Here is a 14,040-nt window from a genome sequence, read left to right as displayed (position 1 = left end):
ACGTATAATGACGATGTTATATAAGAAAAAAGTACATGCATATATTACAAGAGAACAAGAGGGGGTTATGCAATTACTTGTTTTTAAACATCGTGATATACATGAAGCTGGTATTCAAGTGCCAGGGGGAACGGTTGATGAAGGTGAAACGTTAGAAGCTGCTATATTGCGTGAAGTACAGGAAGAATCCGGATTGCGTCATTTATGCATAGAGCGTTTTTTAGCAGATTACATTATACATATGAAAGAAAAACAGGAATATGAAAAACGCCACTTTTTCCATGTAACTTTACTAACAGATGTAAAGGATACTTGGGAACATATTGTAAGTGCTGGTGAGGAAGATAAAGGATTAGTATTTTGCTACGAATGGGTTGATATTGCAAAATGCCCTGAATTAGCTGGGAAACAAGGTGAGTTTTTACATTTATTAGATGAAGTATACGCACAGTAATGTAAGAGTCTGAAGCGAAGGTTAATCCGTTTCAGACTATTTTTATTTTTCGGGAAATTAAAGGTGTTTAAATAAGGATATTGAATTTCTTTAAAGGGATATTAATTTAGGATGTGTTGAGGTGAAAAATTGAAAAATTAAGGGTTATACGCTAAAAAAGTTCATATAAGGGAGAATATAAATGGAAATTCAGTTTAATCCAATCTTAAAAAAGGAATTAACAATTCAAGATATTCAAAATGAAATGGAATCTGGAAAGTTAACTTCAAAAGAGCTAGTGATGTATTATCTCTATAGAATCGCAAAGTATGATCAAGACGGACCGAAAATCAATTCAATTTTAGAAATCAATCCAGATGCTATTTTTATTGCAGAAGCGTTAGATTATGAAAGAAAGACAAAAGGCGTAAGGGGACCATTGCATGGAATACCTGTTTTGCTTAAGGATAATATTGAAACGAATGACTCCATGCATACAAGTGCAGGTACAATCGCTCTAGAACAAAATATAAGCAGTGAAGATGCATTTCTTGTTACTAAACTGCGAGAAGCAGGGGCAGTGATAATTGGAAAAACGAATATGACAGAATTAGCAAATGCAATGTCTTTTGAAATGTGGGCTGGATATAGTGCAAGAGGTGGTCAAACAATCAATCCATACGGAACGGGCAAGGATCATATGTTTGTTGGCGGATCTAGTACAGGATCTGCGATAGCAGTTGCTGCTAACTTTACAGTAGTATCTGTTGGGACAGAAACCGATGCTTCTATTTTGAGCCCCGCTGTTCAAAATTCTGTAGTAGGTATTAAACCGACTGTCGGTTTAATTAGTCGTAGAGGAATTATTCCATTTACTTATTCACAAGATACAGCTGGACCATTTGCTAGAACGGTAACAGATGCTTCTATTTTGCTAGGGAGTTTAATTGGGGTAGATGAGAAAGATGTTGCTACTCATAGAAGTGAAGGTAGGGCAGAGCATGATTATACAAAATATCTTGATGTTAATGGCTTAAATGGAGCGAAGATTGGTGTGTTTAACGCTGCACCAAAAGATTATTACGAAAATGGTGAGTATGATGAAATCTTGTTTAAGGAAACGATCCAAGTATTACGTAATGAAGGAGCGACAGTAGTAGAAAATATTGATATTCCTTCTTTTCATAGAAAATGGAGTTGGGGAGTTCCGCTTTATGAACTGAAGCATAGTTTAGATAACTATCTTTCTAAATTACCTTCTACTATTCCGGTACATTCTATTTCGGAGTTAATGGAGTTTAATAAAAACATAGCAGAAAGAGCTTTAAAATATGGACAAACCAAGTTAGAGGGAAGAAAAGACTTTCCAAATACGTTACGAAATCCAGAATATTTAAATGCGAGATTAGAAGATATATATTTTTCTCAAGAACAAGGCATTGATTTTGCATTGGAAAAATATAATCTTGATGCGATACTGTTTCCTTCCTATATAGGTTCTACTATATGTGCGAAAGCGGGTTATCCGTCTATAGCAATACCAGCTGGGTATATGGAAAGCGGGAGACCTTTTGGAATTACGATTGCAAGTACTGCCTTTAGTGAAGGGATATTAATTAAGCTAGCTTATGCTTTTGAACAAGCGACAAAGCATAGAAAAATCCCCCAACTTATCATGAATAGAATAAAACAAAGAGGACAGGAATCCCTGTCCTCTTTGTTTTAGTGATTAAAGTGAAATATCGTTCTGTTCTGTCTTATGATATTTTAATAAACTAAAAGATAAACAAGCGGAACATAAAATAAGAATAGAAGCGATGATATAAATTGTACGAACACCGAACATATCAGTAATAATGCCAATGCTAAGCATAGATAGTCCAGAGGCTGTTGAAAGAAGTGCACCATGTGCTGTATACATTTTGGATAATAAAGCAGGGGCGACACTTGATTGTAAAACAGTCGTTTGGGAAATATCTCTAATTTGATAACATGGTCCCATTAGAACACATAGAAAAAGCGCAATAAATCCGCTACTCGTCATACCGTATAAAAATGTAAGAATACTAAACATAAGAGAGCCAATCGACATAGATCGTATTAAATTGTTTTGAATATAGGAACTCATTTTCCAGGCTAATAGACCACCGATTAACGTGCCAACATAATAACTTGTATTAATATATCCCCACCATTCTTCGCCTTTATGAAGGATAGTCGTAACGTATGCCATCGTAATAGCACCAATCCATATTGTCCCTGCGAAAGTTTCGATTAAGTCCATATATGTAACGGTACGGAGAGAAGGATTTTGAAATAGGAGTTTCCAACCTTCCAATAAAACAGTACTTTTGGAAGAGGGAGAATCTGCTATTCTTTCAGTATGTATGGAACGTAATGAAAAATGTAATGCAATGCATCCGAAAATCATTAAAATGTTATTAATCATGAGTGTAGAAGTAGCGCCAATGAGAAGAACGACAATACTCGTAAATGAATAAGCAACGGCTTGCACAATTTGTGTTGAAAAGGAAAAGATACTATTTACTTTTACTAATTTTTCTTTCGGTGTAAGGCGCGGGAGAATACCGTATAATAACGGAGCACTCCACCCACTACATAATGAAATGACAAAAATAAAAGTTAATAGAGCTATAATGTTTGTGGATAAGACCGGGAACAAAATCATTAATAATAGTAAAAAGACTGTTTTCAGCCATTGGAGCGTATATAACAGCGTATAAGATGGAAAACGATTTATTATAAGTGGTGCAGAGATGTTAGCAATTAGATTTGTGATAACTTGTAATAATGGAAAAAGAGCAGTAATAGTAGCTGATTTAGTTGCTATATAAATATGAGTTGTAATAATTATTACATATACGATGTCAGCGAGAGTAATGCATATTTTGGAACCTAAATAGTAGATTAGTGACAGGTTTCTCAATAAGATTATCACCTCTATAAAAAATAGTATTTAGTAATTAGAATAATTGTAATTTAAAAATTAAAATTTTTAAAGAATTTAATTTTTTGTCACTTTTTGAAAGGGATTTTCATGTATAATGAAGAATATATTGATATAGTATTATATTAATGATCATTGTAACAGTGAGTATGTACAATAGCTTGTAGCAAACGCCCAAGTGTAAGAAAGGGCGGATAAACCATTCTTTTCTTCATATACATATAGAAAATGAGAAAGAAAGTGAGGGTTGCATATGGCTGCTTGGGTAATTTGGTTTATAATAGCTGGTATTTTATTTATCGCAGAAATGTTGTCGATTACATTTTACATGCTTTGGCTTGGAATTGGAGCTGTTGTCGGAGGTCTTATTGCTTTGTTTGCTCCTGATGCACTACTGTTACAAGTTACTGTTGGTGCAATTGTTAGTTTAACTTTGACATTCTTTACGAAAAGAATTTCAAAAAACTTTCGAGAAGCAAAAGGTTTTACTGATACAGTAGATATGCTTGTTGGTAAAAAAGGGATTGTTATGCAAACGATTACAAATGAAGCGAATGGTATTGTGAAAGTGGATGGAGATACTTGGACAGCTATTGCAGATTCTTCAATTGATGCTGGAGAAAAAGTCGTTGTTATAAAGAGGCATAGTACTATATTACAAGTGAAAAAGGAGAGTGAATAAATATGGTAGCATTAACGTTAACGATTATATTCGCACTAATTGTAGTTACATTTATCGCATTAACAATTAAAATTATTCCTCAGCAAAAAGTTGGGGTTGTTGAAAGATTTGGTAAGTTTCAACGTATCATGCACCCAGGGTTAAATATTTTAATACCAATTGTAGATCGTGTTCGTGTATATCATGACTTACGTATTCAACAAACGAATGTACCACCGCAAAAGGTAATTACGAAAGATAATGTTCAAGTAGAAATTGATACTATTATTTTCTATCAAATTGTTGAACCAGAACTTGCGACATATGGTATTTCAAACTATGAATATGGTGTTCGTAATATTACTTCAGCAACGATGCGTCAAATTATCGGTAAAATGGAACTGGATGAAACGTTATCTGGTCGTGAAAAAATTTCAACAGAAATCCGCTTAGCGCTTGATGAAGCAACAGAAAAATGGGGCGTACGTATTGAACGTGTCGAAGTTGTTGATATTAACCCGCCAAAAGATGTGCAAGCATCAATGGAAAAACAAATGAAGGCTGAGCGTAATAAACGTGCGATTATTTTAGAAGCTGAAGCAGCAAAACAAGATAAAGTCCTTCGTGCTGAAGGGGAAAAGCAAAGTAAAATCTTGATGGCTGAAGGGGATAAAGAAGCGCGTATTCGCGAAGCTGAAGGTATAAAAGAAGCAAAAGAATTAGAAGCGCAAGGGGAAGCAAGGGCAATTGAAGAAATCGCAAAAGCAGAACAAAATCGTATTGAATTGCTTCGTGAAGCGAATTTGGATGAGCGTATACTTGCTTACAAATCATTTGAATCATTAGCTGAAGTTGCAAAAGGACCAGCAAATAAAGTCTTTATTCCGTCTAATGCAATTGAAACACTTGGTACTCTTGGGGCAATTGGAGAAATATTTAAAGAAAAACAAGTGAAGAAACTACCTTCAAATGATACAGGAAAAGAACAATAAAAGTGAGGAAGAGAAATGGGATACCATTTCTCTTTTTTTTGCGTATATTCCGAAAAGCTTGTACATATCCATGTATAAAGAAGGTGATGCAGTGAAAAAGTATGCAACTCGAATACATGGGAAGAAACTGATTTCGTTACTCCTTTTATATGCGCTAATAGTAATTATGATAGCGTCGATTTTGACGTCATTTTTACATACAATGAAATCGAATTATGCAAATCAATGGTTTGGAAAAGTATCGATGCAAGGTTTTGTTCAAATGATAGAAAGTGAGAATCGCTATTACGGATTTGATTATTTTAAGAAGAATAAAAGAGAGTCAGTTGGAAATTTAATGTTCTCTATTGCGACAGATTTGAAAATTAAAGATTTAAGAACATTCGTCGGTAAAGAAGTACCTGGTATGTCAAAGTATTATTCTAATATTATCGTAGCTGGGGAAGGGACAAACTTGACGAATATCCCAAATGAATCTAGTGTACCGATTGAAGAAGTAACGAAAGAACGGGAAGTAGCAAAAGATAAAGTTACAGAAGCGGAAAAGAATAATCCGGTTCAGAAAAAGAACGGAGCGAAAAAAGGTGAAAGTGCAGTATATATTTATCATACACATAGCTGGGAATCCTTCTTTCCATTATTACCAGGGGCTACGGATCCATCAAGTCCAGATGTAAATGTGTCCTTACTAGGGAAACGTATGAAAGAGCAACTTGAAGGACAAGGAATTCCGGTAGTTCACGATAAAACGAATATGGGTGATTTATTAGCGAGTAAAAAATGGAAATGGCCGCAATCATATAAAGCGTCTCATGAATATGTAAAAGAAGCATTAGCACAAAATAATAAAATTGCGTTTCCAATTGATATACACCGTGACGATCAGCGTAAGAAAGTAACAACAAAAGTAATTAACGGAAAATCGTATGCAAGATTATATTTTATAATTGGGATGGAAAATGAAGGCCGTGCTGAAAATGAAAAAATTGCAAGAGCGATCAATAGTTATTTAGATGAAAACTACTACGGATTAAGTAGAGGGATTTTTCCCAAGTATAAAAAAGATGGAAATGGCGTTTATAATCAAGATTTATCGAAAAATGCGATGTTAATTGAAGTTGGTGGTGTTGATAATACGTTAGATGAATTATATAACACAATTGATGTGTTAACAGGAGCGTTTAGTAAATATTATTGGAATGATGCGGAAAAAGTGAATGGATGAGGGACGGGAGACCGTTCCTTTTTTATTTTGGAATCTTAAAATGTGATATAATGGAATTTTATGAATGTTAAATAAAGGGAGAGAGAAACATGCAAATACTACTAATACGCCACGGAGAATCAGAAGCTGATATTTTACATGTGCATGAAGGTCGAGCTGATTTTGAGTTAACTGACAAAGGGAGACAACAAGTACAAAGACTTGTACAGAAAGTGAAAAAAGATTTTGCGCCAGATTTCATTTGGGCAAGCACATTAAAACGCGCTCGTGAAACGGGTGAAATATTAGCAGAAGCAATTGGTTGTCCAATTCAATTAGAAGAGGAATTAATGGAGTTTAATAATGGAGTGCAAGCAGGCTTATCATTTGAAGAAGCAAAGAAATATCCAGAGCCAAAGTTTCTTCATGACCGTTTTGAAAACGGAGAATCATTTATTGAGTTTCGAATGAGAATAGAAGGAATCTTTTCTAAAATTATGATAGAGAATACATATGATCGAATTGCAATTGTTGCCCATGGAGGCGTAATTAATAGTCTATTACGTGCATTTTTCAAAATGCCAATTTCAATGGACTACTATTTCAAAATGGGAGATACGGGAATAAGTTTAATTGAAATTGAGGGTGAACAAAAAACGGTGCATTTCATTAATGATACGAATCATTTGGACGGGATGTAAAGACTTATGTACAAAGTTGTATTTTTCGATGTTGACGGTACGTTATTAAGTGAGATTGATAGAAGCATGCACGAAAGTACAAAAGAAGCGATACGAAGGTTAATAGATAAAGGAATTCACGTAGTTGTTACAACTGGAAGACCGTATAGTTTATGCTCACAATTTAAGGAACTAGGTATAAATACGTTTATTTCAGCAAATGGTGCACATATAAAATGTGGGAAAGAAGTTATACATAAATCAGTACTTTCAAGCGAAATCGTTCATGATATTTCAAATTTTGCTGAATTACATGGTCACAGTGTTTCTTACTTTACAGAAGAATTTGCAATGAATAATATTGCTTCCAAAGATGAACGTGTCATGCGAGCGTTAAATGAAACTTTAAATTTAGAGCGGTATCCTGACAAAGTTAGAAACTTATCAGATGAGATGTATTGCATATGTCTGTATGCTGATGATACAGAAGCTCAAAAATTCATTGAAAGATATCCAGCACTTACGTTTGAGCGTTTTCATGGTTACGTTATAAATGTATTGGAAGATAGTAAAGTATCGAAGCTAACTGCAATTCAAAAAGTATTGGAACATTTAAACATTAGTAAATTAGAAGCCATTGCTTTTGGCGATGGTGGAAATGATATTGAGATGTTGCAGTATGTAGGATTAGGAGTTGCGATGGGAAATGGTGGAGAGGAGTTGAAGAGAAGGGCTGATTTCGTTACAACGAAGGCGAGTGAAGGCGGAATTTCTTATGCCTTAAAGAAGTTGCGAATTATTTAAAACTAATAGTTAGTCAGTGTGAAAAATCCTGTTTTAATAATGGCTTTTGTTAATATGTATACTGTTTTAGGGAATTATTTGAGCTCTCCTACTTACAATTTAACTGCAGAACAAATCCTTTATTTTCGCTTAGCAGGGCTGTTTGGTATGTTGCTGTCACCACTTGCAGGTCTTTTAACAAAGAGGTTTGAAGTAAGGAAAGTTCTTCAAGGAGGATTGTTGATTGTTATTTTTAGTCTAAGTTCAATGGGCTTTGTTTCGGATCTATCTCTACTTGTAATGATGAGTGTCTGTTTTGTAATAGGTATTGCTATATCCGTTCCGTCTTTAGTTTCTCTTGGAGGTCAATTAGGAGGGAAAGCAAGGGGAATATACTTTTATTTTATTTTTAGGTACTAGTATAGGACCTATCATTTCTATTTATCTTATGAAAATAGGAGGTTATGCTCAAACATTTATTTTATCAGGAATGATACTTTTTATTGGTTTTGTAGCTAATTAATGAATGAGTGGAAAATCACTCAAATAAAGGAATGCGAGGATCTTTCATATGCTCGCATAATAAAATATGAATTTGTCCACGATGATGATAAAAGTGTGCAACGATTTCAAGTAACCATTCAAAGCGCGAATAAGAAATCCCCCAATAGGCAGTCATAACTTTTGCTAATTCTATTTGGGAGTAGGAAAGAAATGTTTTAGAGAGAAGGTTGTATCCTTCAATCATCGTTTGTTGCATGTGAGCAACTGTTACGGGTGTATGTTCTATATAAAAGGTATGTAATTCTTTTTCTGAAATACCATTTAAAATGAGTAAATCAGCATGACAAATAAGAGAAAGATGTGCACACATTTCAAATAATGATCGTTTTGAGTGAATCGGTTGTATTTTTAAATCGTTTTCACTATATTGGTTAAGCATATAAATAGAAGTATCAATAGCAACTTTTAGTTGATGCAATGCAGATTGAACAAACATTGTAATTCTCCTCGTCTCCGTATATAATAGTTTCTTGAGGATATTATATCATACTCAAAATTCCGAAAATTCTAGTAGTTTGACTAGCATAATGAAAAGTATTATATTGTAAAAGGTCATATGAAACGTGAAATAGAATGGAATGCAATTATTGAGTTAGGAGTTAGACCAATGAGTTTGAAATATGGAAGAGATACAATTGTAGAAATTGACTTAAATGCTGTAAAACATAATGTAAAAGAATTTAAAAAACATGTAAATGATGAAGAAATTAAGATGATGGCTGCTGTAAAAGCGAATGGGTATGGCCATGGGGCAGTTGAAGTTGCCAAAGCTGCAATTGAAGCGGGAATACATCAACTTGCAGTTGCATTTGTAGATGAAGCAATAGAATTAAGAGAAGCAGGAATTACTGTACCAATTTTAATTTTAGGATACACACCAGTAGCGGCTGTAGAAGATGTAATTCAATATGACGTTATGATGACTGTTTATAGAGTAGAAGATTTACATGGTATAAATGAAATTGCAAACCGTCTTCAAAAGAAAGTACAAATTCAAGTGAAAATTGATACAGGAATGAGTCGTATCGGTTTACAAGAAGAAGAAGTTAAACCATTTTTAGAAGAATTAAACCGTATGGAGTATGTAGAGGTAGTAGGGATGTTTACGCATTACTCTACGGCAGATGAAATCGATAAATCATATACGAATATGCAAACAAGTTTATTTGAAAAAGCTGTTAATACAGCGAAAGAATTAGGAATTCAAATACCATATATTCATAGTTCAAATAGTGCGGGATCAATGGAATTAAGTAACACATTTCAAAATATGGTACGCGTTGGAATAGGAGTGTACGGTATGTATCCATCAAAAGAAGTGGATCATTCAGTCGTTTCTTTACAGCCTGCGTTGTCGTTAAAATCAAAAGTAGCTCATATTAAACATGCGAAGAAGAATCGTGGTGTAAGTTATGGGAATACGTATGTAACAACTGGTGAAGAATGGATTGCGACTGTACCAATTGGTTATGCTGATGGTTATAATCGTCAATTATCTAATAAAGGCTATGCGTTAATTAATGGGGTTCGAGTACCTGTTATTGGCCGTGTTTGTATGGATCAGTTAATGTTGGATGTTTCAAAAGCGATGCCAGTACAAGTAGGAGACGAAGTGGTATTCTACGGTAAACAAGGTGAAGAAAATATCGCAGTAGAAGAAATAGCGGATATGTTAGGTACAATAAACTATGAAGTTACATGTATGCTAGATAGAAGAATTCCGCGTGTCTATAAAGAAAATGACGAAACAACTGCAGTTGTAAATATATTAAGAAAAAACTGAATCATTTCGATTCAGTTTTTTTATTTTTTTATTCATATCAAATGCGAATATACCCTCGTTATGTAATACGGAGTAAACTTTGTGAAACACACTTTTTAGTTCAACTAAATTAAACTATCACCGGCAGAGATGACCAGTCCCGCAACAAAGATCTAATATACGAGAGTAGGGAAGAGCATCTTGTAAAACGAGGCTGGATGGGAGTATTCAACAAAATGTCCCCAATGTTTATTATAGATGTCTGCTAAAATATCATAATTAGAATAAATTGTTTTTTTAACATATGTATTCACCTAAAAATTAATTAAATTATAATAGTCATGCCTCGTGTTAATTTCAAAACCACATTGTGTATATAGTTTTAAAGCGTGGATATTTTTCGTTTCGACGTCTAATTCAATTGTTGAAACTCCTTCTGTAATAAGGGTATGTACTATATTACAAAGAATATCTTTTCCGTATCCTTTACCTTGATAAGAAGGATGAACGGCGAATCCTGATAGTGTAGTAGATTGCTCTTGTTTAGAAACTGTAATTGTTCCTATCACTTTTTCAGCAATAAGGGCACTGTAAACTTGATGGGAAGATGAATTCATCATTTTTTGTAACCATGTAGTCGTATTTTCTACTGAATCACCAAAAGCTTTACTAGAAATTTTAATAAGATCAAGAAGTGATTCTGAAGGTGCAAGAGTAAGCTGTATATTATTATCTGTTGTTTTTTGAATTTCGTTTGTTTTGCACTCCATACTATATTCACTATATAAATATGGTAACTTCATATGTTTTACAAATTCATTCCCAGAAATAGAATCCCCATTAATAATAAGAAGAGCTTCATCTGTCTCTCTATTTTGTATTTCTTTCATTGCAGTTTGTAAAAGGATAGTTCCGAAGCGTTGTTTTCTAAAATGAGGATGTACAAAGCCTATTAGTTCAAGCTTTGTTGGTCTTTCGAAATCATACATATTTAAAGCGCCAATTAATTGAGTACCGTTATAAAGAAGAAAATCGTTTATATAATCTTCATTTCGATTTTTTAAAAAGTTGATATGTAAATCTGAAGAGTAATCAAGATTGTCTTGTTGCCCACAAATATAAGCCAAATCCTTCATTTGCTGTATTTCACTTTCTGTTACAGAACGCTTTTTCTGAATATCCATTGTATATTCCCTCTCATTCGTATTTAAAAATAGGATGGGTGACTTAACCATTTTTTTAATTCCACATTACCTTGCACAGATAACAGTCGGTATAAATAACGATAAGGCTGTCTATATTCTTCTAAGTGAGGAATAGACATAATTGTTTCGTAACCACTTTTAAAGGCATGTGCTTATTTTTCTGTAAATTCTATAAATTCATTATATAACAGATGATGTGTTATGAGGATAAAGATAAAAAGATTGAAAGCATACTTACATTTATAGTGAAAATTCATTAAAAATATTATATTTCTCTATTTTTGTATGAATTGTCTAAAAATAATGGTGGTAATACTTGAATGTAAGACTCGTATCTTTAAATCTATGAAGAGTAAAAGTAAAATTAAGCATTCATTTATAAGATTGTGAATCACAATAATGTAGACTATAGAAAATATTTCTCAATAATAAAATGAAGAGAAAAGCATGAAGAAGTAGAATGCATTCATTTATAATAGACTTAAATTAATTAATATAATTAATTGTTAATTTTATTATATTAATTGGATAGGAGAGAATGTTATGGCAAATGTACTCGTAATAAATTTTCCTGGGGAAGGTCATATTAATCCGACTTTAGCTGTTGTAAGTGAGTTAATTCAGCGAGGGGAAACAGTTGTTTCTTATTGTATTGAAGATTATAGAAAGAAGGTTGAAGCAACAGGTGCGGAATTCCGAGTGTTTGAGAATTTTCTCTCTCAAATTAATATTATGGAACGAGTAAATGAAGGTGGGAGCCCTTTGACGATGCTATCTCATATGATTGAAGCATCAGAGCGTATTGTTACTCAAATTGTAGAAGAAACAAAAGAGGAAAAATATGATTATTTAATATATGATAATCATTTTCCAGTAGGACGTATTATAGCGAATATTTTACAATTACCAAGCGTTTCATCCTGTACAACGTTTGCTGTTAATCAGTACATTAATTTTCATGATGAGCAAGAAGCGAGACAAGTAGATGAAATGGATCCATTATATCAATCTTGTTTAGCGGGAATGGAAAGATGGAATAAGCAGTATGGAATGAAATGTAATAGTATGTATGATATTATGAACCATCCTGGTGATATTACGATTGTATATACTTCAAAAGAATATCAGCCACGTTCAGAGGTATTTGATGAATCGTATAAATTTGTAGGTCCATCAATTGCTACTCGAAAAGAAGTGGGGAGTTTTCCTACCGAAGATTTAAAAAATGAAAAAGTGATTTTCATTTCTATGGGAACAGTTTTTAATGAACAACCTGCTTTGTATGAAAAATGTTTTGAAGCGTTTAAAGATGTTGATGCGACAGTCGTATTAGTCGTTGGTAAGAAGATAAATATAAGTCAATTTGAAAATATCCCGAAAAACTTTAAGTTGTATAATTATGTCCCGCAATTAGAAGTTTTACAGCATGCTGATGTATTCGTGACACATGGTGGTATGAATAGTTCGAGTGAAGCGTTATATTACGGTGTTCCATTAGTTGTAATTCCGGTAACAGGAGATCAGCCATTCGTTGCAAAACGATTGACTGAAGTAGGGGCAGGAATAAGACTTAATCGCAACGAGTTAACTTCTGAATTGTTACGTGAGACTGTAAAGAAAGTAATGGATGATGTGACGTTTAAGGAGAATAGTCGTAAAGTGGGAGAGTCGCTTAGAAATGCCGGTGGATATCAAAGGGCAGTTGAGGAAATATTCAAATTAAAAATGAAGCCGTACGTAAAGATTAAATAGATGTTAAAAACACACTTACTTTTAATTTGTAAGTGTGTTTTTAGTATTACGCGTTACATGTGTTACATAAAAATAGCGATAAAGGAGAAACTTTTGTGTATATAAATCGATACCTTTGAATTAGTAGTAAAATTACGTTAAAATAATACTAAGAAAATATATAAGTTTTGGGGGTAATGAATGAAGAAAGTATTTGAATACGTATTATTAACAATTGGCTCAATTATAGTAGCAGGTTCATTAGAGCTTATTTTAGCACCTAATGGATTAGTAGATGGCGGGGTAACGGCTATTGCTATTATGGCAAATAAAGTCGCAGGATTGCCGCTTTATGGTGTGTTCTTAGGAATTAATATCCCAATTTTATTATTTACTGCAAAAGTAATGGGAAAGAAATTTTTTATCCGTACATCTTATGCGAATGTAGTTACAACACTCGGATTAATTTATTTAAAACCATTTCCAGCAATTACGACTTCTGAGTTATTAATTGTACTTTATGGTGGAGTACTGTTTGGAATTGGTGTTGGGATTGTTGTTAAAATGGGTGGAGCAATTGACGGTTCGGAAATGTTAGCAGTTTGGATGAATAAACACTTTAATGTACCGATTAGTACATTTTTACTTGCAGTAAATGCAGTTATTTTCATCTTTGTTGCCATTTTATTTTCAATCGAACAAGCGATGTTCTCATTAGCAATTTTCTATATTGTTACGAAGATGATTGATTTTATATTAGATGGTATTAATCAAGGTAAGAGCGTTATGATTATTTCTGGTAAGAATAAAGAAATAGGCGATTTACTTATGAAAGAATTGCAACTATCTGTTACGTATCTACATGGAGAAGGTGGTTTTTTAGGGGAGCATAAGAGAATCATTTATTGCATTACAAACCGATTCATTTATCCGAAAATGAAAGATCTCGTTCTCTCTGTAGATCCAGCCGCTATAATCGAAGCTTCCTATTCAACAGAAACGACTGGTGTGAAACGTCCGGGAAGGAAAGCTAGGTCAGGTGAATAACTAGAAGAAG

Annotated in this window: 13 protein-coding genes and 3 pseudogenes; 11 read left to right on the top strand and 5 right to left on the bottom strand. The window is 33.5% G+C overall.

From position 1 onward, the window contains the following. The first annotated feature begins 7 nt into the window (after positions 1 to 7). Positions 8 to 454, top strand: coding sequence for an NUDIX hydrolase (locus tag B9A45_RS19590; protein ID WP_000178293.1), 447 nt, complete (start codon positions 8 to 10; stop codon positions 452 to 454). A 181-nt stretch (positions 455 to 635) separates the two neighbouring features. Continuing rightward, positions 636 to 2,159, top strand: a complete 1,524-nt coding sequence (locus B9A45_RS19585; RefSeq protein WP_084064614.1) for an amidase family protein — start codon at positions 636 to 638, stop codon at positions 2,157 to 2,159. A gap of 3 nt (positions 2,160 to 2,162) precedes the next feature. Here B9A45_RS19585 and B9A45_RS19580 read toward each other — a convergent pair whose 3' ends face one another. Further along, entirely contained in the window at positions 2,163 to 3,380 is a 1,218-nt protein-coding gene (locus B9A45_RS19580; RefSeq protein ID WP_142263073.1) for an MFS transporter, read from the bottom strand. 274 nt (positions 3,381 to 3,654) lie between these two features. On the opposite strand from B9A45_RS19580, the gene B9A45_RS19575 reads away from it, so the two are divergent. The 6 genes and pseudogenes from B9A45_RS19575 to B9A45_RS19550 form a co-directional block, all read left to right on the top strand. After that, the gene (locus B9A45_RS19575) at positions 3,655 to 4,083 is read left to right on the top strand and encodes an NfeD family protein (RefSeq protein ID WP_000741975.1); all 429 of its coding nucleotides are present in this window, start codon (positions 3,655 to 3,657) and stop codon (positions 4,081 to 4,083) included. 2 nt (positions 4,084 to 4,085) lie between these two features. Next, entirely contained in the window at positions 4,086 to 5,054 is a 969-nt protein-coding gene (locus B9A45_RS19570) for an SPFH domain-containing protein (protein WP_000226253.1), read from the top strand. Further along, complete coding sequence (locus B9A45_RS19565) at positions 5,032 to 6,279, top strand: stage II sporulation protein P (RefSeq protein WP_340637574.1); 1,248 nt, start codon at positions 5,032 to 5,034, stop codon at positions 6,277 to 6,279. Before B9A45_RS19570 ends, B9A45_RS19565 begins: the two co-directional genes overlap by 23 nt. An 89-nt stretch (positions 6,280 to 6,368) precedes the next feature. Then, a complete protein-coding gene (locus tag B9A45_RS19560) occupies positions 6,369 to 6,959 on the top strand; it encodes a histidine phosphatase family protein (RefSeq protein ID WP_001166433.1) in 591 nt (196 codons plus the stop codon). A 6-nt stretch (positions 6,960 to 6,965) separates the two neighbouring features. Continuing rightward, positions 6,966 to 7,742, top strand: a complete 777-nt coding sequence (locus B9A45_RS19555) for a Cof-type HAD-IIB family hydrolase (protein ID WP_000278964.1) — start codon at positions 6,966 to 6,968, stop codon at positions 7,740 to 7,742. A gap of 30 nt (positions 7,743 to 7,772) precedes the next feature. Continuing rightward, a pseudogene (locus B9A45_RS19550) lies at positions 7,773 to 8,244 on the top strand (MFS transporter); the annotation flags it as partial. Between the two features lie 15 nt (positions 8,245 to 8,259). Here B9A45_RS19550 and B9A45_RS19545 read toward each other — a convergent pair. Further along, the gene (locus B9A45_RS19545; RefSeq protein ID WP_000498004.1) at positions 8,260 to 8,721 is read right to left on the bottom strand and encodes a DinB family protein; all 462 of its coding nucleotides are present in this window, start codon (positions 8,719 to 8,721) and stop codon (positions 8,260 to 8,262) included. A 171-nt stretch (positions 8,722 to 8,892) separates the two neighbouring features. On the opposite strand from B9A45_RS19545, the gene alr reads away from it, so the two are divergent. Then, positions 8,893 to 10,068, top strand: coding sequence for an alanine racemase (gene alr / locus B9A45_RS19540; protein WP_021727885.1), 1,176 nt, complete (start codon positions 8,893 to 8,895; stop codon positions 10,066 to 10,068). A gap of 24 nt (positions 10,069 to 10,092) precedes the next feature. Here the strand turns inward: alr and B9A45_RS32830 are convergent. The 3 genes and pseudogenes from B9A45_RS32830 to B9A45_RS19525 form a co-directional block, all read right to left on the bottom strand. Then, a pseudogene (locus tag B9A45_RS32830) lies at positions 10,093 to 10,361 on the bottom strand (class I SAM-dependent methyltransferase); the annotation flags it as partial. Beyond that, positions 10,362 to 11,231, bottom strand: coding sequence for a GNAT family N-acetyltransferase (locus tag B9A45_RS19530; protein WP_000354418.1), 870 nt, complete (start codon positions 11,229 to 11,231; stop codon positions 10,362 to 10,364). A 23-nt stretch (positions 11,232 to 11,254) separates the two neighbouring features. Next, a pseudogene (locus B9A45_RS19525) lies at positions 11,255 to 11,431 on the bottom strand (nitrate reductase); the annotation flags it as partial. A 364-nt stretch (positions 11,432 to 11,795) separates the two neighbouring features. Between B9A45_RS19525 and B9A45_RS19520 the strand changes: the two are divergent. Both B9A45_RS19520 and B9A45_RS19515 read left to right on the top strand, forming a co-directional pair. Then, a complete protein-coding gene (locus B9A45_RS19520) occupies positions 11,796 to 13,004 on the top strand; it encodes a macrolide family glycosyltransferase (protein ID WP_000024486.1) in 1,209 nt (402 codons plus the stop codon). 180 nt (positions 13,005 to 13,184) lie between these two features. Continuing rightward, positions 13,185 to 14,030, top strand: coding sequence for a YitT family protein (locus B9A45_RS19515; protein ID WP_000755125.1), 846 nt, complete (start codon positions 13,185 to 13,187; stop codon positions 14,028 to 14,030). Positions 14,031 to 14,040 lie beyond the last annotated feature (10 nt).

It is taken from the genome of Bacillus sp. JKS001846, from assembly GCF_900176455.1.
Classification (GTDB): Bacteria; Bacillota; Bacilli; order Bacillales; family Bacillaceae_G; genus Bacillus_A; species Bacillus_A cereus.
Note: the sequence above shows the minus strand (reverse complement) of the source record. Positions and strands in the feature narration are given on the sequence as shown.